24 protein-coding genes, 2 tRNA genes and 1 pseudogene are annotated in these 24,540 nt (G+C 33.8%); 11 read left to right on the forward strand and 16 right to left on the reverse strand.

The genetic code is table 11. The annotated features are described in order from the left end of the window. Positions 1-1,115, reverse strand: a protein-coding gene (locus OOK99_RS06625; RefSeq protein ID WP_214303219.1) for an IS3-like element ISWpi17 family transposase whose coding sequence is annotated in 2 segments (ribosomal slippage) — positions 1-842 and positions 842-1,115 — 1,116 coding nt in all. Because the reading frame shifts where the segments join, the coding sequence is not laid out codon by codon here. A gap of 141 nt (positions 1,116-1,256) precedes the next feature. Here OOK99_RS06625 and OOK99_RS06630 point away from each other — a divergent pair. Continuing rightward, complete coding sequence (locus OOK99_RS06630; protein ID WP_264719784.1) at positions 1,257-1,757, forward strand: hypothetical protein; 501 nt, start codon at positions 1,257-1,259, stop codon at positions 1,755-1,757. Here the strand turns inward: OOK99_RS06630 and OOK99_RS06635 are convergent. Next, a protein-coding gene (locus OOK99_RS06635) for an IS630 family transposase (protein WP_264719384.1) occupies positions 1,736-2,747 on the reverse strand; the annotation gives its coding sequence in 2 pieces (ribosomal slippage) (positions 1,736-2,284 and positions 2,286-2,747; 1,011 coding nt in all). The genes OOK99_RS06630 and OOK99_RS06635 overlap by 22 nt on opposite strands. A 52-nt stretch (positions 2,748-2,799) precedes the next feature. Beyond that, on the reverse strand, positions 2,800-3,468 hold the full coding sequence (locus OOK99_RS06640; RefSeq protein WP_264719785.1) for an alpha/beta hydrolase family protein: 669 nt from the start codon (positions 3,466-3,468) through the stop codon (positions 2,800-2,802). Between the two features lie 181 nt (positions 3,469-3,649). On the opposite strand from OOK99_RS06640, the gene OOK99_RS06645 reads away from it, so the two are divergent. From OOK99_RS06645 to OOK99_RS06675, 7 genes are all read left to right on the forward strand, one after another. Beyond that, positions 3,650-4,309 carry a CADD family putative folate metabolism protein gene (locus tag OOK99_RS06645; RefSeq protein WP_264720255.1) on the forward strand — a complete coding sequence of 220 codons (660 nt, stop codon included), beginning with the start codon at positions 3,650-3,652 and terminating at the stop codon, positions 4,307-4,309. A 22-nt stretch (positions 4,310-4,331) separates the two neighbouring features. Next, positions 4,332-4,718, forward strand: coding sequence for a dihydroneopterin aldolase (locus OOK99_RS06650; RefSeq protein ID WP_264719786.1), 387 nt, complete (start codon positions 4,332-4,334; stop codon positions 4,716-4,718). After that, positions 4,715-5,968, forward strand: a complete 1,254-nt coding sequence (gene folP, locus OOK99_RS06655; protein ID WP_264719787.1) for a dihydropteroate synthase — start codon at positions 4,715-4,717, stop codon at positions 5,966-5,968. The genes OOK99_RS06650 and folP overlap by 4 nt, the downstream gene beginning before the upstream one ends. Further along, positions 5,965-6,444: a dihydrofolate reductase gene (locus tag OOK99_RS06660; RefSeq protein ID WP_007302111.1), complete on the forward strand. Its 480-nt coding sequence runs from the start codon at positions 5,965-5,967 to the stop codon at positions 6,442-6,444. Before folP ends, OOK99_RS06660 begins: the two co-directional genes overlap by 4 nt. Positions 6,445-6,692: 248 nt before the next feature. Further along, complete coding sequence (gene cutA / locus OOK99_RS06665) at positions 6,693-7,028, forward strand: divalent-cation tolerance protein CutA (protein ID WP_006015205.1); 336 nt, start codon at positions 6,693-6,695, stop codon at positions 7,026-7,028. Continuing rightward, positions 7,019-7,090 (forward strand) — tRNA-Gln (locus tag OOK99_RS06670). Before cutA ends, OOK99_RS06670 begins: the two co-directional genes overlap by 10 nt. A 138-nt stretch (positions 7,091-7,228) precedes the next feature. Further along, positions 7,229-7,657, forward strand: coding sequence for a hypothetical protein (locus OOK99_RS06675; RefSeq protein WP_227738357.1), 429 nt, complete (start codon positions 7,229-7,231; stop codon positions 7,655-7,657). Here the strand turns inward: OOK99_RS06675 and OOK99_RS06680 are convergent. Next, complete coding sequence (locus OOK99_RS06680; protein ID WP_007301973.1) at positions 7,654-7,944, reverse strand: hypothetical protein; 291 nt, start codon at positions 7,942-7,944, stop codon at positions 7,654-7,656. The two genes, OOK99_RS06675 and OOK99_RS06680, sit on opposite strands and share 4 nt — an antisense overlap. 438 nt (positions 7,945-8,382) lie before the next feature. After that, positions 8,383-9,579, reverse strand: coding sequence for a succinyl-diaminopimelate desuccinylase (dapE, locus tag OOK99_RS06685; protein ID WP_264719788.1), 1,197 nt, complete (start codon positions 9,577-9,579; stop codon positions 8,383-8,385). A 42-nt stretch (positions 9,580-9,621) separates the two neighbouring features. Here dapE and OOK99_RS06690 point away from each other — a divergent pair, with 42 nt between their 5' ends. Then, complete coding sequence (locus OOK99_RS06690) at positions 9,622-10,887, forward strand: iron-containing alcohol dehydrogenase (RefSeq protein ID WP_264719789.1); 1,266 nt, start codon at positions 9,622-9,624, stop codon at positions 10,885-10,887. 555 nt (positions 10,888-11,442) lie between these two features. On the opposite strand, the gene OOK99_RS06695 is transcribed toward OOK99_RS06690, so the two are convergent. From OOK99_RS06695 to dnaE, 6 genes are all read right to left on the reverse strand, one after another. Then, positions 11,443-11,514 (reverse strand) — tRNA-Met (locus OOK99_RS06695). Next, complete coding sequence (purB, locus tag OOK99_RS06700) at positions 11,514-12,806, reverse strand: adenylosuccinate lyase (protein ID WP_264330918.1); 1,293 nt, start codon at positions 12,804-12,806, stop codon at positions 11,514-11,516. Before purB ends, OOK99_RS06695 begins: the two co-directional genes overlap by 1 nt. A gap of 112 nt (positions 12,807-12,918) precedes the next feature. Beyond that, positions 12,919-13,443: a 50S ribosomal protein L9 gene (gene rplI / locus OOK99_RS06705; protein WP_264719790.1), complete on the reverse strand. Its 525-nt coding sequence runs from the start codon at positions 13,441-13,443 to the stop codon at positions 12,919-12,921. A 3-nt stretch (positions 13,444-13,446) separates the two neighbouring features. Beyond that, positions 13,447-13,725: a 30S ribosomal protein S18 gene (gene rpsR, locus OOK99_RS06710; protein WP_015587948.1), complete on the reverse strand. Its 279-nt coding sequence runs from the start codon at positions 13,723-13,725 to the stop codon at positions 13,447-13,449. Continuing rightward, positions 13,725-14,498, reverse strand: a complete 774-nt coding sequence (gene rpsF, locus OOK99_RS06715) for a 30S ribosomal protein S6 (protein WP_319803443.1) — start codon at positions 14,496-14,498, stop codon at positions 13,725-13,727. The genes rpsR and rpsF overlap by 1 nt, the downstream gene beginning before the upstream one ends. Before the next feature lie 48 nt (positions 14,499-14,546). After that, the gene (gene dnaE, locus OOK99_RS06720) at positions 14,547-17,867 is read right to left on the reverse strand and encodes a DNA polymerase III subunit alpha (protein ID WP_264719792.1); all 3,321 of its coding nucleotides are present in this window, start codon (positions 17,865-17,867) and stop codon (positions 14,547-14,549) included. Between the two features lie 125 nt (positions 17,868-17,992). Here dnaE and OOK99_RS06725 point away from each other — a divergent pair. Beyond that, positions 17,993-19,107 (forward strand): IS3-like element ISWpi17 family transposase gene (locus OOK99_RS06725; RefSeq protein WP_214303219.1). Its coding sequence is split into 2 segments (ribosomal slippage): positions 17,993-18,266 and positions 18,266-19,107, totalling 1,116 coding nucleotides; the frame shifts between segments, so codons are not numbered across the junction. A gap of 131 nt (positions 19,108-19,238) precedes the next feature. On the opposite strand, the gene OOK99_RS06730 is transcribed toward OOK99_RS06725, so the two are convergent. Continuing rightward, a protein-coding gene (locus OOK99_RS06730) for an IS3-like element ISWpi17 family transposase (protein ID WP_214303219.1) occupies positions 19,239-20,353 on the reverse strand; the annotation gives its coding sequence in 2 pieces (ribosomal slippage) (positions 19,239-20,080 and positions 20,080-20,353; 1,116 coding nt in all). A gap of 83 nt (positions 20,354-20,436) precedes the next feature. Between OOK99_RS06730 and OOK99_RS06735 the strand changes: the two are divergent. After that, positions 20,437-20,718, forward strand: a pseudogene (locus OOK99_RS06735) (transposase); the annotation flags it as partial. Between the two features lie 311 nt (positions 20,719-21,029). On the opposite strand, the gene OOK99_RS06740 reads toward OOK99_RS06735, so the two are convergent. From OOK99_RS06740 to OOK99_RS06755, 4 genes are all read right to left on the reverse strand, one after another. Further along, positions 21,030-22,271 (reverse strand): citrate synthase, encoded by a 1,242-nt coding sequence (locus tag OOK99_RS06740; RefSeq protein WP_264336401.1) that lies wholly within the window; start codon positions 22,269-22,271, stop codon positions 21,030-21,032. Positions 22,272-22,351: 80 nt separating this feature from the next. Beyond that, a complete protein-coding gene (rpsT, locus tag OOK99_RS06745; protein WP_108784107.1) occupies positions 22,352-22,621 on the reverse strand; it encodes a 30S ribosomal protein S20 in 270 nt (89 codons plus the stop codon). Between the two features lie 43 nt (positions 22,622-22,664). Then, a complete protein-coding gene (locus OOK99_RS06750; protein ID WP_319606856.1) occupies positions 22,665-23,390 on the reverse strand; it encodes a lysophospholipid acyltransferase family protein in 726 nt (241 codons plus the stop codon). A gap of 56 nt (positions 23,391-23,446) precedes the next feature. Then, the gene (locus OOK99_RS06755) at positions 23,447-24,433 is read right to left on the reverse strand and encodes a site-specific tyrosine recombinase (RefSeq protein WP_264336403.1); all 987 of its coding nucleotides are present in this window, start codon (positions 24,431-24,433) and stop codon (positions 23,447-23,449) included. Positions 24,434-24,540 lie beyond the last annotated feature (107 nt).

The raw sequence follows: 24,540 nt of genomic DNA on the forward strand, positions 1-24,540 counted from the left end.
TTACTGTTTATGATAATAAAGATCAGCAGGAACTTTATAATGTAGAGTCTGATGTCGCCTTCTATAGTTATACCAAGCAACAAAATCATTTATTATAAGATTTAAATCTCTGATACTATTTGGTCTATAATAATATATAGCTTCTTGCTTTAAAGTTCTCCATAAGCGCTCAACAAATATATTGTCGAAGCAACGTCCTTTATGGTCCATACTGATTTTAATATTAGCACGCTCTAATTCCATAATAAAGTTGTAGCTAGTAAACTGCACCCCCTGATCACTATTAAAAATCTCAGGTTTACCTTGTTTTAGAGCTTCTTTGAGAGTATAAAGGCAAAATCCAGCATCGAGATATGGTGATAATGAATGAGCAATAATATAGCGACTATACAAGTCCATTATTGCCACAAAATAGATAAACTTACCTTCTACCATAATATATGTTATATCAGTAGCCCATACCTGATTAACTCTACAAATAATCAAATCTTTGAGTAAATAAGGATATATTTTATGCTTTTTTTCTTTAATACTTGTATTACATCTTTTTCTACAATACAGCCCACTAATCTTCATTTTTTTCATAATTCTTAAGATTTTTTTGTGATTGACTACTACTCCACTCGCTATGATTTCAGCAGTAATTTTACGATATCCATAACGGCAATCAGAAGCCAAATATACTTCTTGAATCAAATTTGCTACTTCACTTTCGTTATTAATTATAGGCCTATAATATAGGCTAGATCTGCAAATCCCCAATAAATCAGCCTGTTTCCTAATTGACAGATCAGAATCTTTTTCTATAAACCTTACTCTATCTTTTTTGCTTATTTCAGTAATTTTTTTTTCAAATAGCTATTTTCCACTGTCAATTCTCCTATTACTTTATGTAAACTTTCTATTTCTTGCGCTAAGATTCTTTGTTTTCTCGCACTTTCACTTTCTTCAACAAATAGGTCTTTTAACCTTGCCAATACTCTATCACGCCAATCATATAGATTTGTTGATGGTATTTTATATTCACTACATATCTCAGCTGTGCTTTTTTGATTTTTTATTGCTTCCAAAGCTATCTTTGCTTTTAACTCTGGTTCATATTTTTTTGTTGCCATACTTTTACCCCTTTACCTTCCTACTCGGATCAACCATTTTTTTTTGGTCTAGTTTATGGGGTGCATTATAATATACTGAGAAATGCGGTACACTACTCGACAGATCAAGAAGATTACTCATTAGTCAAAAAAGTATGTTATTTGTGCACAGAAAGTGATGAAATTAGCATAATTTTTCGAGAGGAGTGTGAGATTTTTAAATCTAGCATAGAGAAGCGCATGGAAGATCTAGAAAGGGAAAATAAATTATTGCAGTCTGAAGCTTTACATGAATATAACTACAATTATGTGCCGGGTGTTATAAATGGATTAGCTCAAGTTGCTCATGCAGGATATGATATATACACTGAAGATCCAAAATACAATAAACGCCAAGAGAATACCGATCTTGTATCAAATTTAATACATATTAGAAATATTCTGCAATTTTCTATCGATGTGCAAGAATATTCTTGCACCGAACGTCAAGATTTATGGAATCAAATGTACAGCACTCCAGCAACTTTTATTGTACGGAAAAAAAGTGATAACACTGCAGATAAATCAGCAATTCCAGCCATAACAAGCGATATTTTATCAGAAAATTCAGAATCTCAAAGCACTGATAGTAATACCAATTCTCATTGTTGTGGAGTCAAATAGGAAACAGAGCAGAGTTGTTTAATTGTAGAAGTAGCAAGAGAGGTAAGAAATTTGCATAAAGTGCTCTCAAGCAAAGCAATAGTACTGTATATTTTATTGCGCAAAATGTTCTGTTTTATATATAACCAAAGCCTCTCAACAGGATTAAGTTCAGGTGAATATGGAGGTAGGTATATAATCTCAATGTTTTTAGGTACCTTTAAATTTTTTGACTTATGCCAACTAGCACAGTCCATAACAAGAACAGCTTCTCTTGTCCCTAGATATTGCAACATTTGCTCAAGAAATATATTCATGCAATCAGTGTTAACATTTGGTGCAAATAAGCTAAAACTCTCTCCATTTTTAGGATTAACTGCACTGTAGAGATAAAAATTATGCCTACCTAACTTTATTTTAACCCGAGTTCTAGTACCTTTTTTAAACCATCCATGCCCAACTTTCGAATGTGTGCCAAACCTTGATTCATCAAAGAAAAATAGCTCTTTTTCAGGATACTTTCCAATAACTTCATTGAGATTTTTTTTTGAATTCCTCTTGTTTACTTTTATCTTGTACGTTGTGTACTGGTCTTGGTGTAATATATGAAAATTTCATCTTTTGCATATGGCGGTGTACTGTAGATTTGCTAATATTTAAGTCGAACTTTTCCTGTATTCTTATTCTCATTTCTTTAATGGTAATATTAGGGTTTTCTTCTATCCATGCTTCAATTTGCTGTAGTTGAGCCTGATTTAATTTAGTTTTTCTTCGGCGTGATCGAGGAGCAAACAGTTTTTCTTCTCTGCCAAATTTCAAGAGTTTTATCCACGAAGTTAGTGCCTTTCTTGAAATGCAATATATTTTTGCTACAGACGTTATACTGTACTTTTTTGCTGCAATTACAGCGTTTAGTTTTTTTGAAACATATGCATTATTCCTTACTTTCTTCAGCATCTCTTTTGCTGATTTTACTACTTCTTCATCCAATAATTTTGATCTGAGTGCCATTTATACCTAAACTATTTCACTTATTTCATTATGGCTTTTCTTCCATTATTGTCTATCTGTTTCCCGTGTAACGGGAATTGGTATTACTAATAAAGCCATCGTTCTCTAGATTAAAACAAATTGTGTATGGAGTAATATCGTTTACTATTGTATGTGGCTTAAAGTGCCAACCAAAGCATTTGAGTATGAATTTTATTATAGGAGGAAATAGCCATTTAGGTTTTGATATGTGTAGTAATTTCACTACAAGTTTTTTGAATGAGCTAAAGGATTTATTGATAATGCATCTTAAATGAACATTGTCATCTTTTTTAAACTTTTTATAAACCTCTGCAGCTATTGGTCCTCCAGCGCAGCTTCCATATAATACTATATTATCTGGGTAAATGCCTTGCTTTAGAAGATCTGAAATGACTGCAATTCCTGCATTTACTCGATTTTGACCGTTTAAAGAATGACCTTTGCTTTTTCCAGAACCAGGAAAATTAATAAGGTGAACATCCATACCTGCTTCAGCTGCCCAATTCCATTCACTTTTGTCTTCATCTGGCTCTTTTTCAAAAGTATATGTAAGTCCTGGAAAGTAAACTATATGCTTTTTCTTTCTGCTATCTGCACTGCTCTTCGAGTTTGACATCACTATCTTTTGAATTCGCATTCCATTTTGAACTTCTACGAACTCTTCCCTAATTTTTATTGTATTTTCTTCTGTTACTTTCATTTTGCGTTTTTCACTATATTGATTTAATAATACATGAAATTTTAGAAAAAATCAATTTTTACTAAAAAATTAACCAATAACGCATCTATCTTTGTATTTATTGGAATTAAGGTAGTAATGAGAAATGTCTCTTGACATTTGATAAACCTAAACGTAGCCTAAAATAATTTAGTGTTTATTTATAACATTTGTTCAATCACTTAATAATCAATTAGATAGTTTACACTTATTAAAACACCCATTTTACGAGTCATGGAATGAAGGTAGCTTAAGCCTGCAGGCTCTTCAAACCTATGCTAAGGAATATTATCACCATGTTGCTGCTTTTCCTCGTTATATCAGCGGTATACATTCCTTGTGTCCGAATTTGAAAATGCGGCAAGTTTTACTTGGTAATTTAATAGAGGAAGAACAAGGTGATGAGAATCACCCAGAATTATGGCAGCGTTTTGCTGAAGGACTGGGAGTAGCACGTTCAGAACTTTGTGAAAATGCACAAATTAAGGAGACACGAGAATTAGTTGATGGTTATTTTGACATTGTAAAATCAGATTTTGCAGCAGGTCTTGGAGCTCTGTACGCTTATGAACGTCAAACTCCAGAGGTTTCTAAGTCTAAAATTGAAGGTCTGAAAAAACACTATTCAATAAATGATGAGCGTTCTCTCAAATTTTTTACCGTTCATATGGAAGCTGATGAGTGGCATTCTGAGGAATGTGCAAACCTTATTGCAGATTTAAGCGAAGAAGAGCAAGAGAAAGTCATACAAGGCGCTAAAAAAGGAGCAAAACTCTTATGGGGTTTTCTTGACGGCATGCTGAATGTTAACGTTTGCCATTAATTATAAGTAGATACTAAATTCAGTGGTAGCATGTAATCTTCTTATATCTGATCTGCGGCTTTGGGTTCATTTAGGATGTAGTGCAGAAGAGAAGTTTTCTCCCCAATTGGTGAGTATTGACGTTGATGTCACTTTTAAATCTCCTCCTTTAGGACTTACAACTGATCAACTTAAAGATACTATCTGCTATTTGGAGGTAGTGCAGAATATTCAATCTCTTGTTCAGGGCAAGCAATTTAATTTAATCGAACATTTAACTCATGAGATATACAGAGCCATTAATAACCTTTTGCTGCGAAAGAAGCATATTATTTCTTCTGTCAAGGTGACTACTCATAAAACTGCACCACCAGTTCCTGGTGTGCATGGGGGCGTTTTTTTTACTTACTGTAATGAATTGCAAGAATGATCTATATTTCTATTGGTTCAAATATAGGGAATCGCCTTTCCCATTTACAAAAGGCTACTGAGTTACTAAAGAAGCGCTATTTAAAAGACTTAAAGTCTTCAATCATTCTAGAAACTAAGGCTATTTTACCAAATGGTGCTCCACCTGATTGGAACAAGCCATTTCTCAACATGATTGTCTATGGAAGTTGTTCTTCTTCTCCTGAGGAGCTACTAAAAGGCTTAAAACAAATCGAATGTGATATTGGTCGTCCACAAGTCTACGAAAAATGGGCACCTCGTGTTATTGATTTAGATGTTTTGTTATGGGATGATCTAACGCTTGATATACCTGACCTTAAAATTCCTCACCCAGAATTAGTAAATAGACCATTTTTGCTCCACTTGATGGCAATGGTTAACAAAACCTTTGCTTTCAATGTTCAAGACTGTTTTTCAAAGAGTTTTACGCTTTCACCAAAGCTTATGGGTATCGTCAACATTACCCCTGATTCATTTTCAGATGGTGGTCTTTATTATGATGCGAATCGAGCAACCAAGCAGGCATTGCAGCTGGTATCAGATGGTGCAAGCATAGTTGATCTTGGAGCTCAATCAACAAGGCCTGGAGCTTCAATAAAGACGCCAGAGGAAGAGTATGAACGTCTAAAACCAGTACTTGATAATCTTAGCGACTATATGAAAAATGGTGATATTGAAGTCAGCATTGATAGTTTTTGGCCAGACGTTATTTTAAACGTTTTGAAGCACTACAATATTGCCTGGGTAAATGATCAGAAGGGAGATCTGAGTAGTAATACCTTAAAAGAAGTTGCTAGTAGTGGGTGTAATGTCGTTATTATGCATTCACTTTCGATACCACCACATAAGGACAATATTATTCCACATGATATTGACCCAATTGATATCATAAATAATTGGGCAGAGGAGAGCATTAATAGGTTACTTGACCTTGGTTTTGATGAAAATTCAATAATTATTGATCCTGGTATTGGTTTTGGCAAATCTATGTATCAGAATATTCAGATTTTACGCAGTATAGAAACTTTACAAAATTTTGGCTGCAAGGTTTTAGTTGGTCATTCCAGAAAGTCATTTATTTCCTCTTTTTCCATAGAATCTCCCTCTAATAGAGATTTAGAAACAATTGCTACATCTGCTATACTGCAAAATAAGGTTGATTTCCTTAGAGTACATAATGTACGTGACCACATGAGATTTTTTGTAGCCCAAGCTGTCTTAAAGGGATGAAGATTATTGGAATTATGGCTGTTGACCCTAATGGGGTAATTGGAATAAATAATGATTTGCCCTGGCGTTATCCAAGTGAGTTTAAACATTTTTGTCAAGTAACCGACAAGCAAGTTATTGTGATGGGAAGAAAGACATTTGAAACCGTGCCTCAAAGCATACTAAAGAATCGTACACCTATTGTTTTCTCCCGTAACAAGTGTTTTAATAGAGGCCCAAAATGTACTGTTGTCTCTTCCATGCAAGAATTTCTGTCAATTCAAAGTAGTTCTCAAGTCTTTGTGATTGGTGGGGCACAAATAGTACACCTTTTTTTAGAGCATAACCTAATCTCAGAATTTATTATGACTGAAATGCATAAAACTTATAAAGGTGATACGTATTTCAATTTAGCACTCCTTGATCAGTGGAATAAAACTATTCTCACTAAAACTAAAGACTATACTATATGCAATTGTGTCCGTTCAGCAGAGTAGTAAAATAAGGTAAGCGAGAAAAGACAACTATCAGTGCATGACACTGGCTCCTTTATGATGGTCAGTGCCCAGAAACTGGCATCCAGTTAAATTTATGGATCTCAGTGTTAGCTACTTAAATAACAGGGGAGAGCTACTAAATGACATCTTCAATTTCTGTGTGTCAAGCACTGAAGAGGTCTCTCCTATTTTCTCTTGATGAATAAATCTAAGTAGAGTATAGTAAAAATGCATTTATGTAGCGATTAATGAGCAATTTAGTTTTAGTCTATATAACTTTTTCAAACTTGAAAGAGGCTCAGGCTATTTCTGAAGAATTGTTAAACGAGAAGTTAATTGTGTGTGTAAATATATTTCCTGAAGTAAACTCTCTGTATTTATGGGAAGGTAAAACTAATAGTAATTGTGAAGTAGTGGCAATTATGAAAAGTAGGAATGATCAGGCTGATAAGATTGTAGAAAAAATCGAGTCAATGCATTCTTATGATCAACCAGCCGTTGTGATAATACCCATAGGAAAAGCGAATAAATCTTTTACTAATTGGGTTAATAATGTTATTGATATAAACAATATTGGGGTGTAGCCAAGTGGTAAGGCAGCGGTTTTTGATACCGCCACGCGAAGGTTCGAATCCTTCCACCCCAGCTTTATTGAAGTGTGCGTGAAATGATATCACTTTTTTATAAATTAAGGTTATTTAATTACATACTGGGCAGTTTGAAAGATATAGTTGTCAAGCTATTTCTTTTCACTTTGTATCTTTATACATCGAGCATTATGCTCATGTTTCTCACCAGTGGCTTTTGGTATGCTGTAGAGTTTAGCTCTTTCAAAAATGCATTTTACCATTTGTATCAATATTTAAAATGGTATTATGAAAATAGAGATGATTTGGGTTATGGAGTTTCTATTAGAATATTAGTAGCGTTTCTTACTCCGCATTTTCTCTACAAATTATTTTCTGGCACAGGCTGGAAGTCTTTTTTCAAGGAGAAGATAGTTCAGATACTCAGCACAAGAAGAAAAATGAGTAATAAACCAAATGGCAGTAGTTATGGTTATAGTAATAAGAACAGTTACGGTAACAATAATCTTCAAGAGGCAGAACGGAAAGTGAATATGATAAAGCAGCTATTAATCCAAGATATAGATGAAGCTATAGAAAAAAGATTAAATGATATTTTTCTTGGTGAGAGGGGTAAACCTCATTAAAAGGGCTTTATCTTTTTTAGAATTGGCTGTATTTTGTTTTTTACGTATAATGGATCGCAATCAGCCAGTATACATGTTTCAACAAAATCTTGACTGAAGTCTGATAGCCAGGAAATTGCTTTACGTTTCTCTACCAAGCTTTCTGTTTTTTTACAGTTACTTGCTGCATCAATCATTGCCTGTGATATCACTGATTGCCACAGTATGCAGTACCTTTGTATATCATCTAAAGTGCTATTTGCTTCGTGATGGTGAAAAAATTCTTTGAAATTGAAGTTATTTGACATTACGTACCTCTTTAAGTTGAAAATTAGAATTTGAAGTAGTGCGAAAGTTGTCTGCTGCAATGAGTAGCCTTTATGACAGTCAGACCGGGTTTTATGTGAGCTATAAATGTTTAAGAAATTATATCTGTTCAGATCTATGTGAAACCAGTGCTTCTTTTCTTGTTATCCGAGCTGGGATCCAGGTTGACAAAAGCGCTTTACAACGTTTTGTGTACAAAAGCCAGTGTTGCATGACACTATTTGTTCTTACACCCTTTTTGTCTATCTTATTTTGTCACTCTGCTGAACAGATAATTTTCGCCAATAAGCTTTCTACTGAATTTTTGTTATTAAGCTCGCACAGATCAAAGACAAGTTTTGAGTCAAAAATACCCTTAATATTATAATAAGGGGTTGGTAAAATGTGTCTAGTAAGTTTCTTCTCTATGCAACTGCACCTCAAGCTAATAATGGACCATCAGGCGTATTACCAATTACATTGATTTGGTTTAATATTTTATTAGTGGGGTAAAAATAATTTTTTATAAACTCCTTATATATAGCTGTTAATTTATGTATATCGTCTATTGATACGCATTCATTTACCTGATGTGCGGTTTTGTTGATCATACCAAATTCAATTACTGGACAAATATCCTTAATAAACGCAGCATCAGATGTGCCACCATTTGTACTCAGCACAGCATCAATACCGGTAATTTTATTTATCGCATCAAGCATAATATCAGTATTTCTATCAGGAATAGAGAGAAAAACGTCCCTGCTGCTCTGCATAGACAGTTTATAATCGTTAGTCACATTGGTGCATATTGCATCAATCATCTTATATAAAACGTCTGGTGTTTGTGTATTGTTATATCGAACATTAAAACCTGCTGCTATTGAACTAGGTATTAGATTATTAGTATTATTTCCAACGTCGATAGTAGTAATTTCGCAATGTGAAGGCTGAAAGTATTTATTACCAGTATCAAAAGTGGTATCTTTTATCTTACTTAGTATCGATACCATTTTATATATTGGATTATCTGCTAGATCTGGGTAGGCAACGTGCCCTTGTTTACCATGGCAAATCAATTTAAATGTTGCAGAACCTCTTCTACCTATTTTTATGGTATCACCTAATTTCTCACTACTCGTTGGTTCTCCAACTATACAAAAATCTATCTTTTTTTGCTTGCTTTTCATCCATTCCAAAATGGCCTTTGTTCCATGTTCTTCCGTGCTTTCTTCAGCGCTGGTAATCAATGCACTGATTGAACCGCTGAATCGAAACTTACCTGCAACTGAATCTACGATAGCAGCAATAAATGCAGCTACTCCGCCTTTCATATCAGCTGCTCCTCTTCCGTATAGCATTCCATCTCTAACTTCTGGCTTAAATGGATCAGATATCCAATCTTTTAACTCACCTGGTGGTACAACATCAACATGTCCAGCAAAACACAAGTTTGGTACTCCATTTATATATTTCGCATAAAGATTTTTAACTTTATCACCAAACTCTAAAATCTCACATTCAAAACCACTTTTCTTGAGAATGGCTGCTATATGCTCTATTGCCCCATCGTCTTTTGGTGTTATACTTTTAAAAGAAATTAATTTCTTAGTTAGTTCTACAGGGTCAATCTTCATATCAATCTTGAAATACTAACATTACCGTATTGTAAACATTCTATGCGATATTTAAAACAAATATTACAGCACACAGAACAAGTTCTTATAAGGGAAGTAACAGTACTTGCTGATAATATCTATGAAATATGTAGACAATACGGAAATGACATTTTTCTGATTGCAGATGAAAATACAGCAAAACTTTTAAACAAAAACATACTTAATAAAGTTTCTCATTTAATTATTCCAGCCACACCTGTCATTCCAGTGCGTGACTATGATGGATCGCAGTGTCACGCTACTTGGATGACACCAAATAGACTGAACAGAGCTGCTTCTCTCCAAGCTGTAAACCTAGTTAGAAATAAAGCAAAAGATAGTGACTTAATGGTTGCATTTGGCAGTGGCACTGTTAATGATATCTGTAAGTACGCAAGCTATTTAGAAGGCAAAGACTACATATCCTTTCCAACAGCTGCTTCCATGAATGGGTATAGCTCTGCAAACGCTTCAATATTAGTTGATGGATATAAAAAATCGTTCGGAGCACATCTTCCAAAGGCAATATACATTGATACCGATATAATTGCCAACGCACCACTACGCCTCACATTAAGTGGATTTGCAGATTTCATCTGCCGTTCAACAGTACAAGCCGATTGGCTATTATCTAATCTATTACTTGGCACAGAATATAATGAACTCCCCTTTAAACTTGTTCGCAATCTGGAGAAAATTTTGCTCAGAGAACACTTGGCACTTGCTAAAAAAGATAAAAGAGTAGTTTTATTACTTATGGAAGCCTTATTGATTTCAGGACTTGGAATGGTGATGTCAAAAGGCAGCTACTCTGCAAGCCAAGGAGAACATATGATAGCTCATGCAATGGAGACGGTAACAAAAGATTATTCCTCCTCGTTACATGGCGAAAAAATTGCTGTTACGACGATTACTATGGCTAACTTGCAAGAGGAGATATTGTCAATACAAAACCCGATTACCAAACCGATCACTTTAGATGTAAAACATATAACTCAGTGCTTTGGTAATACCGAATTTATAAAAATTCTAAAGCAGAAGCAAATTATGCAGCAAAAAATTCAAGAGATTATTTGCAAAGAATGGAGTAATATTTCTAGTTTAATTAAGCAAAATTTACTATCTGCAAAACACCTGCAGAAAGTATTTGAAGATCTATCAATTCCGTACTTACCGGAGCATCTTAATTGGAACAAAGAGCAATATTGCAAGGTAGTCAATCTTACATTTGCAACAAGAGATAGATTCACCTTTCTTGATCTAGCTGGTTGTATAGAAAAAAGTTAGATTTTGTGTATTCGTTCAGTAGGGTAGCAAAATAAGATAGACAAAAACACAGTAACAAATGGTGTCATTCAAGTAGCTATCCAGCCTTTCTTAACAACAAAAACTTAGCATGACTTTTGTGCTCAAAAAACTTCTGGATTCCAGCATCAAGTGCTGGAATGACATGGTGAAATATTATTCAAGTAGCCTCTGTCCCAGTGCCTATTCAGTGTCATTCAAGTCAACTCTTTTCTTGTCATCCGAGTGCCTAGAGACTGGGATCCAGAAAACTTCACTTTAAATGAGTGCATTAGATTGTCTTTATATAGATGCCAGTGTCAGCTACTCGGATGAAATTCATTTAGTTGTCTTTTCTCATCTACCTTACCACTTTCTTGAACGGATACCATTAGCCATTCCCCTGAATAGATACAACAAATGTTGTATCTTTATCACTTCACATACATTATTCCATATACTATATGAACAACTGAAAAAAAACTTCAGTTAATTGGACAATGAATCACGTTATTTTGTCAAATGCGCTGCTCTTGCCAAACCATAGTTTAGCTTGAGTGGCTGAGGAGGGATTTGAACCCCCGACCAAGAGATTATGATCCTCCTGCTCTACCACTGAGCTACTCAGCCTAATTGAAAACCTTGCTATATATGTAATCTATATGTTTCATATAATACTTCAAATCAAACAAAGACTCAAGTTTTTCAGAGTCAATAATTCCATGTAAGGATTTATCTTGTTTCAATTCGAACAGAAAATCACTGTTATCTTGCTTTACTTTCATTGCATTATTCTGAACAATTTTATATGCCTCTTCCCTAGTTAAACCACTACTTACCAACTCAAGCAATACACGTTGTGAAAAAACCAAGCCTTTTGAAGAATTTAAGTTCTTTTCAATATTTTCCTTATTGATCACCAATTTATCTATCAAATCTGTTAATCGTACTAAAGCAAAATCCATTGCTATACAAGCATCAGGAGCAATGCACCTTTCCACAGACGAGTGCGATATATCTCGTTCGTGCCATAGTGCAACATTTTCTAATGCAGGAAAAACATAGCTGCGTATTAAGCGTGAGAGCCCAGTCAAATTCTCACTTAAAATAGGATTACACTTATGCGGCATAGCAGAACTTCCCTTCTGCCCAGTGGAAAAATATTCAGAGATTTCGCCGACTTCAGTTCTTTGCAAATGACGAATCTCAATTGCAATATTTTCTATTGAGCTTGCAATTACTCCCAAAATTGAAAAGAACATGGCATGTCTATCACGAGGGATGACTTGAGACGATATGGTTTCAGGTATGAGTCCCATTTCTTTCGCTACATACTCTTCAACAAATGGATTAATATTTGCAAAATTACCTACTGCACCTGATATTTTACAAATTGAGATCTCTTTTTGCGCGCTAATTAATCTCTGATAATTGCGTTTAAATTCAGCATAAAATCTAGCAAATTTTAACCCAAGAGTTATTGGTTCTGCATGCATTCCATGACTGCGCCCAACACAAACAATATCTTTATAGTCCTCAGCTTTTTTTTTCAATACTATAAGTAAATTTTTTAGATTCTTGAGTAAAATATCACATGACTCTTTCAACTGCACTGCAAGGCATGTATCTAAAACATCAGAACTTGTCATTCCGTAATGGAGATAACGAACATCAACTCCCGCTTTTTCAGCAATATATGTCAAAAAAGCTATAACATCATGTTTTACAATGGATTCAATTTCGTTAATACGCTCAATATCAAATTCAATAGCACCAGAGAGCTTTTCAGCAACATCATTTGGAATAACTTTTAATTTTGCTTGAGCTTCACATGCTAATTTTTCTATTTTGAGCCATATGTTGAACTTATTTTTTTCTTCCCAAATGGAAGAGATTTCTTTGCGGCTATAGCGTGGGATCATTAGATGATCCCTGTCTTATCTTTGAACATGCTAGATCCCAGTGTGTAACACTGGGACGACAGAAAAAAAGTGCACTGGAATGACAGGAGTAGTTGAAATATTTTATTCACTGCTATTCGTTATTTGTATCTTCTTGTTGCTCAGATTTCTGATTTTGCAACTTTACTTGCCTCAATTCATGTGCATCTTTCTCAGATCTGACAACGTATATAGTAATTGGCACTATCACTTTACTATGTAATTCTATATTCACTTGATACTCGCCCAAATTTTTGATACTTATTCCACCAAAAGATAAACTATGATGACTTATATCATATCCTTCTTGTAATAAAGTTTTTGCAATTTCACGTGTGGTTACAGAGCCAAAAATCTTTCCATCCTCTGAAGCTTGCTTTATTAATATAATAAATTTATCATGCAGTGATGATGCAAGCATTTTTGCTGCATTTAATTTTTTGATATTTTCTTCTTCCAATAATAAACGCTGTTCCTCTAACTTTATTAAATTTTCCTTAGTGGCTTTCATCGCCTTTTTTTGTGGAAAAAGAAAATTACGTGCATAACCTGGCTTAACTTTGACAACTTCACCAAGCTTACCTAAAGTTGTTATATTTTCCTTTAAAATTATTAACATAAATTACCTAACTTTTTTAGTACAGTAAGGAGCAAGAGCTAAAAAGCGTGCTCTTATAATTGCTAAGCGCAACTTTCTTTGTTTTCTTGCGCACACACCTGTTAACCTTCTAGGTAATATTCTACCATAGTCAGAGGTGAATTTGGACAATAAATCTATATTCTTATAGTCTATGTCCTCATCTTTAGATGCAGCAAGAGGACAGACCTTAGGACGCCTAAAGCCAGTTCTGTTATTTACAGACACGTAAGAATTATTAAAACTATTTCGTCTTTTCATCATTATGCACTTTTCTCCTCAATTTGTTTATCCATCATGTAAGATTTACCTTTAAAAAACTCATTAACCCGTACAGACAAGTGGCGAATAATATTCTCATTCAGTTTTACTCTACGCTCAAATTCATCCATAATGCTTGAAGTAAAACTTATACACATCATACAGTAATGACCACTTTTCATCTTATTTATTGGGTATGCAAAATCCAATAGACCCCAATATTCATATTTTATCAATCCTGAAGCTTCAATATTTTTCAAAAGCACTTCCAGCGTTTTACTCAATTGATTTGAGTCTACTATTTTAAAACTTTTTAAAACCTCTTGAAGGGATTTTATTAGATGTTGTGAAATATTTTCCTTAAAAGCATTTACTACATTATAGATAAATGCACTTTTAGTGTTAGCTCCTGGAAGGTCCATAAAATTTTGTTTTATTCCCGTATCACTTAGTTCATTTTTCAATTCTTTATCGATTCTTGACTTTATTTCTTTTAAATTTGAAAAATCTTCTTCCAATTCAACCCATAAAATTTTTGTCAGAGTTTCCAAAAAATCAGAGTAAACAATCAGACTTTTTTTAATGCTTTCAGTACTTGCCTCTAGCTCTTGTTTTGTAACTGTGCTATGTTCTCTTTCTATGAGACCTTTAACCTCCTGAGAAATAACATCTGCTTTAATATTTTTCAACAAAATAGCCAATTCTTGGACCATTTCTTCTACTTCTTGCTGCAATAAGTTCGGTTGTGCTATAAAAGTAAATTCATAGAGACTCACTATATCTTCCTTTAATATCAATTAAACACTTTATTATATAAAACTTTTTTATATAAGCAAGTTATTTGTATTAATTTCTACGCCTTCAATCCAACTTAAGTGAGATATTTCATAAATAGCTTGGGGGGTGATTGAATATGCACCTGGCAACAAGATGCTGACTTTATGTTTTTCGAGAAGAAACTTTAGCATTATTTTGGTTTTGCCTCCATTTTTCAACACTGAATTCAACTCCTCAGCAACTTTTTGCGAGTCTGCACATACAGCAGTTAAAACTAATCCTTTCATTAGAGAAGTAACCTTTTCTGTAAATTCAGATATGTCCTTTCCTGATAGTCTCGTTGTGTTTTCTGAAATTTCAAGATCAATTATCACAAATGCTCCAGGTGAAAATAGATTCCTTTTTTCTTCTATTATTTCATTATTGTAGAATGCTATTTCAGAAACATTGTGGGGATCAGAAAGTGTTAGGATAACAAATCTTCCACGTTCTGAGGTTCTCATACGCACATTTAATATTACACCAGCAGTTTTTATCGTCTTACTCTCTCCGATAAACCCAATATTTAATTTTTTCAAAAGAGTTTTAAATTTTTTAAGCGGGTGATTAGTTAAATAAAACCCTAGTGAAAACAACTCATGCTCTAATTTTTCCTCTTCATTAAAATCTTCCACATCCTCGAGTTTTGGCTTGAGGACATCAAGATTGCCAAATAAAACAGCTTGATTTGACTGCCTATTTTTATTTGCAAAGTAAATCAATGTGTCTATTGACTCGTATAACTGCTTTCTATTTTGGTGCACACTATCGAATGTTCCAGATTTAATTAAACTTTCTAATGCCCTTTTATTTATTATATGCCCCAAATTTTGAATGAATTCCCATATGTCCTTATAAGAACTTGAGCGTGCATTTACTATTCCTTCTGCTATAGCAAAACCAACATTACGCAAAGCAGCAATTCCGTAGCGTATGTGCTCACCCTCTATTGAAAATTCAGCCTTAGATTTGCTGATATCAGGCGAAAGAACAGCAACTCCACTGAATTTTGCAGCATGATAAAACAAATTCAGTTTGTCTCTATCATCAATATTGAGATTCATCAAGGCCGTAAAAAATTCTAGCGGGTAGTTAGCCTTAAGGTAAGCTGTTTGGTAAGATATAATCGCATATGCTGCAGCGTGGGATTTATTAAATCCATAACCAGCAAATTTTGCAACAAGATCAAAAATATAACTTGCCCTGTCGTAATCAACACCGTTTTTTGTTGCTCCTTGAACAAAGAGTTCACGTTGTTTATCCATCTCTTCCTTAATTTTCTTACCCATGGCACGTCTGAGTAAATCCGCCTCTGCTAAGCTATATCCAGAGAGAATACGCGCTATTTCCATTACCTGTTCTTGGTAGATTATTACTCCGAATGTTTCTTTTAACACCTTCTCAAGCAATGGATGAATGTAATCTGGCTTTTCAAGTCCATGCTTTCTTGCAACATAAGTTGGAATGTTATCCATAGGCCCTGGGCGATAAAGAGAAATTAAAGCGATGATATCTTCAATGCAGTCTGGCTTTAGTTTGATTAAAGCTTCTCTCATTCCCGAACTTTCAAGCTGAAACACTCCGATTGAATCACCTCTTGAGAGCATTTCATAGGTTCTTTGATCAATCAAAGAAACCGAGGAAATATCAAATTTTTTTTCATCACGATTAATTAAACGACATACATGATCTATTAGTGTTAGCGTACCAAGTCCAAGAAAATCAAATTTTATTAACCCAGCTTTCTCTACATATTTCATGCTGTATTGAGTGATTGGCAGAGCCGAATTTGGATCATAATAGACGGGAACAAAATTTTCTAATTTTTGATCGCATATTACAATTCCAGCAGCATGAGTTGAAACGTGACGATATATTCCTTCGAGCTTTAGTGATATATCAAGAAGCTTTGCAATTACCTCATCACTATCTCGTTCTTTCTGTAGGTTTTGATCAAGCTCTATCGCTTGCGATAAAGTTACAGGATTTACTGGATTAAATGGAACCATTTTAGATATTTTATCCACTTGAGAGTAAGGCATTTGCAATACTCTACCAACATCACGCAATACTGCCCTTGCTTGCAATTTTCCAAAAGTGATTATTTGAGCAACATAACCGTACTTTTTCTGAACATAATCAATAACCAGGTCCCTTTTCTCTTGGCAGAAATCGATATCAAAGTCAGGCATTGATATACGATCAGGGTTTAAAAATCTTTCAAAGATCAGACCAAATTTTATTGGATCAAGATCTGTAATCTGCAAGCTCCAAGCAACAATTGATCCAGCACCAGAACCTCTTCCCGGTCCAACTGGAATGCCATTTGCTTTGCTCCAACGAATAAAATCAGAAACTATCAAAAAGTAGCCAGCGTAGTTCATCGAAGTTATTACGCTTAGTTCGTAATTCAGCCGATCGTAGTATTGTTTAAGGTTTATGTCTGTTTCATTTGCAATGCGGAATTCTAATCCTGCAACTGCCTGCTCCCTCAGTTCTTCATTCTCAGTTTTATTTTCTCGACAAGGAAATTTAGGCAAGATAGGCTGCCTGCTTCTTGGCATGTAAGAGCACCGCTTAGCTATCACTAAAGTGTTATAAATTGCTTCGGGAATGTCGCTGAACAGTTCCTCCATTTCTTCCACAGATTTGAAGTAATGCTCGGTAGTTAACTTCTTTCTGTTATTCTCCAGGGCATAACTGCCCTCCGATATGCACGTTAATATATCATAAGCTTCATAATCAGATCTATTTGAAAAAAACACATCATTCGTTGCCACTAGTGGTATATTGCGCTGATAAGCAAAATCTATTAAAGCTTCTTCAAGCTCTAGCTCTTTATTCAGCCCATGACGCTGCAATTCAACATATAAATGACCATCGAATGCTGAAAGCAGTTTTTCAACCGTTTCTTTGTCTTGCTCCAATAACAGTTGAGCCAAACATCCACCAGTTAAGGCGATTAGACCTGTATTAAAACTTAATAGCTCATCAAAATCAACGTAGGGAATATCGCTGCTATTTTTGCGCTTTTTAAAAGACTCACTCACCAAGGTGACTAAATTAGTGTACCCTTGTTCATTTTTTGCAAGTAGCAGTATTGATAAATTTTGTTCTAAGTGTCGAACGATAATATTGCATCCTATTATTAGCTGTATTCCCCTATTAGCTGCATATTCTGCAAATTCAAGTGAGCCAAATAAGTTGCCTGAATCAGTAACTGCAACTGCCGGCATTTTGTTCTGCAAACAAAGACCAATCAGCTCCTCAATTTTAACCGAACTCTCAAGCAGAGAATAAACGCTATGAACACGTAAGTGTATGAACATAAAAAATTTTAGATTAGCAATAGTTAAGGATAACATTAATTTACTTATAAGGATATATAATGCACCCCATAAACTAGACCAAAAAAAAATGGTTGATCCGAGTAGGAAGGTAAAGGGGTAAAAGTATGGCAACAAAAAAATATGAACCAGAGTTAAAAGCAAAGATAGCTTTGGAAGCAATAAAAAATCAAAAAAGCACAGCTGAGATATGTAGTGAATATAAAATACCATCAACAAATCTATATGATTGGCGTGATAGAGTATTGGCAAGGTTAAAAGACCTATTTGTTGAAGAAAGTGAAAGTGCGAGAAAACAAAGAATCTTAGCGCAAGAAATAGAAAGTTTACATAAAGTAATAGGAGAATTGACAGTGGAAAATAGCTATTTGAAAAAAAAATTACTGAAATAAGCAAAAAAGATAGAGTAAGGTTTATAGAAAAAGATTCTGATCTGTCAATTAGGAAACAGGCTGATTTATTGGGGATTTGCAGATCTAGCCTATATTATAGGCCTATAATTAATAACGAAAGTGAAGTAGCAAATTTGATTCAAGAAGTATATTTGGCTTCTGATTGCCGTTATGGATATCGTAAAATTACTGCTGAAATCATAGCGAGTGGAGTAGTAGTCAATCACAAAAAAATCTTAAGAATTATGAAAAAAATGAAGATTAGTGGGCTGTATTGTAGAAAAAGATGTAATACAAGTATTAAAGAAAAAAAGCATAAAATATATCCTTATTTACTCAAAGATTTGATTATTTGTAGAGTTAATCAGGTATGGGCTACTGATATAACATATATTATGGTAGAAGGTAAGTTTATCTATTTTGTGGCAATAATGGACTTGTATAGTCGCTATATTATTGCTCATTCATTATCACCATATCTCGATGCTGGATTTTGCCTTTATACTCTCAAAGAAGCTCTAAAACAAGGTAAACCTGAGATTTTTAATAGTGATCAGGGGGTGCAGTTTACTAGCTACAACTTTATTATGGAATTAGAGCGTGCTAATATTAAAATCAGTATGGACCATAAAGGACGTTGCTTCGACAATATATTTGTTGAGCGCTTATGGAGAACTTTAAAGCAAGAAGCTATATATTATTATAGACCAAATAGTATCAGAGATTTAAATCTTATAATAAATGATTTTGTTGCTTGGTATAACTATAGAAGGCGACATCAGACTCTACATTATAAAGTTCCTGCTGATCTTTATTATCATAAACAGTAAATGAATATATTGATAAATACTATAATGCACCCATTTGTCTAGACCATTTTTTTCAAAGTGATCCGATTTTTAAAATGAATATGTTGATAAATACGTCGACACACATTTAAAGTATTTATCAATATATTCATTTACTGTTTATGATAATAAAGATCAGCAGGAACTTTATAATGTAGAGTCTGATGTCGCCTTCTATAGTTATACCAAGCAACAAAATCATTTATTATAAGATTTAAATCTCTGATACTATTTGGTCTATAATAATATATAGCTTCTTGCTTTAAAGTTCTCCATAAGCGCTCAACAAATATATTGTCGAAGCAACGTCCTTTATGGTCCATACTGATTTTAATATTAGCACGCTCTAATTCCATAATAAAGTTGTAGCTAGTAAACTGCACCCCCTGATCACTATTAAAAATCTCAGGTTTACCTTGTTTTAGAGCTTCTTTGAGAGTATAAAGGCAAAATCCAGCATCGAGATATGGTGATAATGAATGAGCAATAATATAGCGACTATACAAGTCCATTATTGCCACAAAATAGATAAACTTACCTTCTACCATAATATATGTTATATCAGTAGCCCATACCTGATTAACTCTACAAATAATCAAATCTTTGAGTAAATAAGGATATATTTTATGCTTTTTTTCTTTAATACTTGTATTACATCTTTTTCTACAATACAGCCCACTAATCTTCATTTTTTTCATAATTCTTAAGATTTTTTTGTGATTGACTACTACTCCACTCGCTATGATTTCAGCAGTAATTTTACGATATCCATAACGGCAATCAGAAGCCAAATATACTTCTTGAATCAAATTTGCTACTTCACTTTCGTTATTAATTATAGGCCTATAATATAGGCTAGATCTGCAAATCCCCAATAAATCAGCCTGTTTCCTAATTGACAGATCAGAATCTTTTTCTATAAACCTTACTCTATCTTTTTTGCTTATTTCAGTAATTTTTTTTTCAAATAGCTATTTTCCACTGTCAATTCTCCTATTACTTTATGTAAACTTTCTATTTCTTGCGCTAAGATTCTTTGTTTTCTCGCACTTTCACTTTCTTCAACAAATAGGTCTTTTAACCTTGCCAATACTCTATCACGCCAATCATATAGATTTGTTGATGGTATTTTATATTCACTACATATCTCAGCTGTGCTTTTTTGATTTTTTATTGCTTCCAAAGCTATCTTTGCTTTTAACTCTGGTTCATATTTTTTTGTTGCCATACTTTTACCCCTTTACCTTCCTACTCGGATCAACCATTTTTTTTTGGTCTAGTTTATGGGGTGCATTATAGGTCGGAAATGCTAAAGAAACCCTCTCTGAAGTTAAAAATATATTGGTTGATGCTGGCTACAATGGAGAAAATTTTGCAACACAAATAAAGGCAACTATTGGTGCCAATGTTGAAGTAATAAAGCGAAGCGAATTACACACTTTTGCTGTATTGCCGAAAAGATGGGTTGTCGAGCGCTCTTTTGCTTGGCTGGAAAAATGCAGGCGTTTGTGGAAAAATTGCGAGCGAAAACTCAACACTAGCTTACAAATGATCGTTCTTGCTTTCTCTGCTTTACTCCTCAAAAGATTATGAACAGGTTCTTAGAATTCAACTATAGGTAAATCACGTGCTGGACACTCAAGAAAATTACTTGACCCCAATTACTATGATGAAGATGCACAAAGAATTAAAGATGATAATTCGGCTAAAGATAGTGGCCTTGGCACTTCTTCAGCACGATCTTCTTTTAATGATAAGCCCAAACCAATACTTGACCAACCGTCTGTATTACAATCTGAACAGTGTTCTACAAAAAAGCATACATCAGTTGGTAAAAACATAAGTTGCTGTATTTTATAGCTAAAGAAAATTAGACTATTTGAGGACAAATTGTGAATGAAAGTTTATTTGCCAAGGTATAGCTGCCTTGGCCTACAAATCTTGGTTTCTTTATCGGTTACCATTTCATACCACTGGGCAACCCAACCAGTGGTTCTTGCAAGTGCAAAAATGGGTGTAAACATACTTGAAGGGATACCGATAGCATTTATTATTATACCTGAGTAAAAATCAACATTTGGATATAATTTACGCGTGATGAAATATTCATCCTTTAAAGCTACTTCTTCAAGTTTTTTTGCAATTTCAAGTAATTCATTGTTTTGCTCTAGTTTGCTTAAAATCTCATGACAAGCATCCTTTAATATAAGCGCGCGCGGATCATAGTTTTTATAAACACGATGTCCAAACCCCATTAGCTTAAATGGATCTTTATCATCTTTAGCTTTCTCAATGAATCTATCTACATCTCCACTTTGCTCTATCTCTTTTAGCATATTTATAACTGCCTCATTAGCTCCACCGTGTGCTGGACCCCAAAGTGTAGCAACTCCTGCAGACAGGCTTGCAAATAGATTAGAACCAGCTGACCCTACCAATCTGACAGCTGCCGTAGAAGCATTCTGTTCATGATCAGCATGGAGAGTAAATATTTTATCCAGAGCTTTTGCAAAAAGGGCATTATCAACAGCATCGCCAAATATCATCTTTAAGAAATTTTCACTGTAACTTAATTCATTGTTAGCATTTATGAATTCCTGATTGTTGATATGCCTATAAGTCATTGCAACAATTGCAGGAACTTGTGCTATTGCAGAAATTCCAAAATCTAAATCCTCACCATTGACATTGTTGCTATGCATTTCATGGTAAGACGCTGACAAATTTGCAAAACATGCAATCAAAATCGACATAGGGTGAGCAGTTTTTGGAAATGCTTTGATTACATTTGTAACTTGCTCTGATACTTTGGACAATTCTTGTATTTTGAAAAGAAATTTTTTGTGTTGCTCTGAACTTGGTAGTTCACCATAGAGTAATAAATAAATCACAGCAGTAAAACTATTATTTTCTGCCAAATCAGCTATATCATGTCCCCTATATTTAAGAACTCCTTCATCTCCATCAATGAATGTAATTGCAGAAGAACATGAAGCTGTAGAAACAAATCCTGGATCGTAAGTAAATAATCCAGTTACTTTATATAAATCCTTGATATTTAACACGTCAGGACCTATTGTTCCACTTAATATGGGTAGCTCAATTTTTGACCCATCACTTAGTTCCAACAATGCTTTTTTATCCATCACTTGAGCTACTTAAATTTTATACAAGGTATACAAATTGAAGAGTATACATTAATCCGGTTAACCTTACATTAACCATATTATGCTGTCATCAATGCTTTTACTTTTGCATTTAAACGACTTATTTTACGCGCAGCAGTATTCCTATGAATAACACCTTTATTTACACATCTATGTAAATTGGATTCAGCATTCCGAAATGCCAAGACAACATTCTCTTTATCACCAGACTTGATTATATCAACTAATCTTCTAATAGCAGTACGAGTTTTGCTTTTTCGCATCTTATTCACTAAAGTACGCTTTGCTATTACCTTTATCATTTTTTTAGCACTCTTATGATTTGCCATATATTAATACCTGTACTTTTCTTTTAATTATAAAGTCTTTTTGTTAATTTGCAATATCAGTTTTTTCTGGAATTAATCTACTACTTCTCTCTTCAATGATTTTTTCTAAACTTTGCAAGAATTCATTTTTGTTTAACCCGGGATATATGGGAGGTAATATTTCTATTACCGCCTTTCCGGGATTCTTTCTCAGAGAAAGTATGCTTTTTGGCCAAAACAAACCAGTGTTTAAAGCAATCGGTAATACAGGAACAGATAATACGCTATATAAAGCAGCGATACCTGGTTGATATTTTATATTTTGGTTTATAGTCGTTCTTGTGCCTTCAGGAAATATTATTATGCCTCTATTTTCTTTTATACGCATTTTTGCTAATTTCATGATATGACGCACAGAACTAATACCATCTGAGCGGTTAATAAAAATCATTTTTAATGCCATGAGATGCAAACCAATGAATGGAATCCATTTCAATTCACGTTTTAAAATAAAAACTGCTTTTCTAAATAGTAGTATAAAAATAAATGTTTCAAATGGAGATTGGTGTTTAGATGCAATTATAAAAGGTTGCTCAGGAATGTTTTCCATTCCCCTCACTTCATATTTAATGCCACATAATAAACGTAACATGAATAATACAACTCTCACCGAGCAAACGAGGAAAATGGTTATTACACACTCAGGAAAGAAAATTACAGGAAGAGTAATAAAAGTATAGAATACTTCCCATAATATAAGGAGTAAATTAAACAATAAACTTGCAATCACAAACATACGTAAACTTATTTGAATTTAACTTTACTACAAAATTAAAAGCAATAAGTTTAATTATTGATCATCTGAGTAATAGGATGAGAATCAGCTAATTTGTCCTTTAACTTTTCGTTAGCAATATGAGTATATATTTGCGTTGTAGAAAGATTAGTATGGCCAAGAATTTTTTGTATCAGCACAATATTCGCTCCGCTATTCAGTAGATGGGTAGCAAGAGAATGCCTAATCACATGTGGGGAGATTTTATTTTCATCAATATCGCACTTTCTTGCTAATTCCTTTATTAATTGACCAACTCTTTGCCTTGTAATTGGTTTATTAGGTTTATCACCTGGGAATAGCCAATCAGATTTTTTGTTGTTAGGGAGCAGGTTGTCACGAACTGATAAATAATCTTTAAGGCTTTGCAATGCTTGCTCATTAAAAAAGATTTGCCTTTCTCTGCCACTTTTTCCCTTTATTATTATATAGCCTTCTTTACCATTACTGTTTACTAAATGTGATACTTCACATAACTTCATATTAATTAATTCAGAAACACGCATCCCGGAAGAGTAAAGGATATCTAAAATTGCACATAGCCTTTTACTGCTTATCTCTTTATTCGATCCGCTTGCTGATTTTTTTACTGTTTCCATGAGCAAAAATATTTCTTGAACACTTAAATACTTAGGCAAAGGACGGGAAACTTTTGGATTTCTTAATTCATTATCATTAGCCGGTGCTGGATTAAAGTCTATTATTCCATCATTAAATAGGCACTTATAGAAATTTTTGATAGCAGATATTTTTCTTGATATAGAGCTAGTTTTATATTTCTTTTGTGTACGTAAAAAGCTTACATAATCTTTAATATTAGCTTTACTTGCACCAACTAAGGTAGTGCCTCCTTCTAATAAAAATTCTTCAAGTTGGTGTAAATCTGAACGATAACTTTCCAAAGTATTTTGTGTAGAGGATTTTTCGGAAACCAAAGTATCTATGTAATACGTTATGTAAAGATTCTCTTTTTTATTTTGTAGTTGTTTATTTTTCATTATCAGCTCCTATATTTATTTCTTTGACTATAATTTGATTGAAAGTATTTTTTGTGTTTTTTATAAGAAAATATGAGATAAACAAAGTATTTATCAATAAAGTAAGT

Source organism: Wolbachia endosymbiont (group B) of Eucosma cana (genome assembly GCF_947250645.1).
In the GTDB taxonomy this organism is placed as follows: Bacteria; Pseudomonadota; Alphaproteobacteria; order Rickettsiales; family Anaplasmataceae; genus Wolbachia.

Excerpts from the sequence above, each read along its gene's own strand:
- OOK99_RS06640 (WP_264719785.1), bottom strand. The coding sequence starts at position 3,468 with ATGAAAGTAACAGAAGAAAATACAATAAAAATTAGGGAAGAGTTCGTA.
- folP (WP_264719787.1), top strand. The coding sequence starts at position 4,715 with ATGATCTATATTTCTATTGGTTCAAATATAGGGAATCGCCTTTCCCAT.
- OOK99_RS06660 (WP_007302111.1), top strand. The coding sequence starts at position 5,965 with ATGAAGATTATTGGAATTATGGCTGTTGACCCTAATGGGGTAATTGGA.
- cutA (WP_006015205.1), top strand. The coding sequence starts at position 6,693 with ATGAGCAATTTAGTTTTAGTCTATATAACTTTTTCAAACTTGAAAGAG.
- OOK99_RS06675 (WP_227738357.1), top strand. The coding sequence starts at position 7,229 with ATGTTTCTCACCAGTGGCTTTTGGTATGCTGTAGAGTTTAGCTCTTTC.
- OOK99_RS06680 (WP_007301973.1), bottom strand. The coding sequence starts at position 7,944 with ATGTCAAATAACTTCAATTTCAAAGAATTTTTTCACCATCACGAAGCA.
- dapE (WP_264719788.1), bottom strand. The coding sequence starts at position 9,579 with ATGAAGATTGACCCTGTAGAACTAACTAAGAAATTAATTTCTTTTAAA.
- OOK99_RS06690 (WP_264719789.1), top strand. The coding sequence starts at position 9,622 with ATGCGATATTTAAAACAAATATTACAGCACACAGAACAAGTTCTTATA.
- purB (WP_264330918.1), bottom strand. The coding sequence starts at position 12,806 with ATGATCCCACGCTATAGCCGCAAAGAAATCTCTTCCATTTGGGAAGAA.
- rplI (WP_264719790.1), bottom strand. The coding sequence starts at position 13,443 with ATGTTAATAATTTTAAAGGAAAATATAACAACTTTAGGTAAGCTTGGT.
- rpsR (WP_015587948.1), bottom strand. The coding sequence starts at position 13,725 with ATGATGAAAAGACGAAATAGTTTTAATAATTCTTACGTGTCTGTAAAT.
- dnaE (WP_264719792.1), bottom strand. The coding sequence starts at position 17,867 with ATGTTCATACACTTACGTGTTCATAGCGTTTATTCTCTGCTTGAGAGT.
- OOK99_RS06740 (WP_264336401.1), bottom strand. The coding sequence starts at position 22,271 with ATGGATAAAAAAGCATTGTTGGAACTAAGTGATGGGTCAAAAATTGAG.
- rpsT (WP_108784107.1), bottom strand. The coding sequence starts at position 22,621 with ATGGCAAATCATAAGAGTGCTAAAAAAATGATAAAGGTAATAGCAAAG.
- OOK99_RS06755 (WP_264336403.1), bottom strand. The coding sequence starts at position 24,433 with ATGAAAAATAAACAACTACAAAATAAAAAAGAGAATCTTTACATAACG.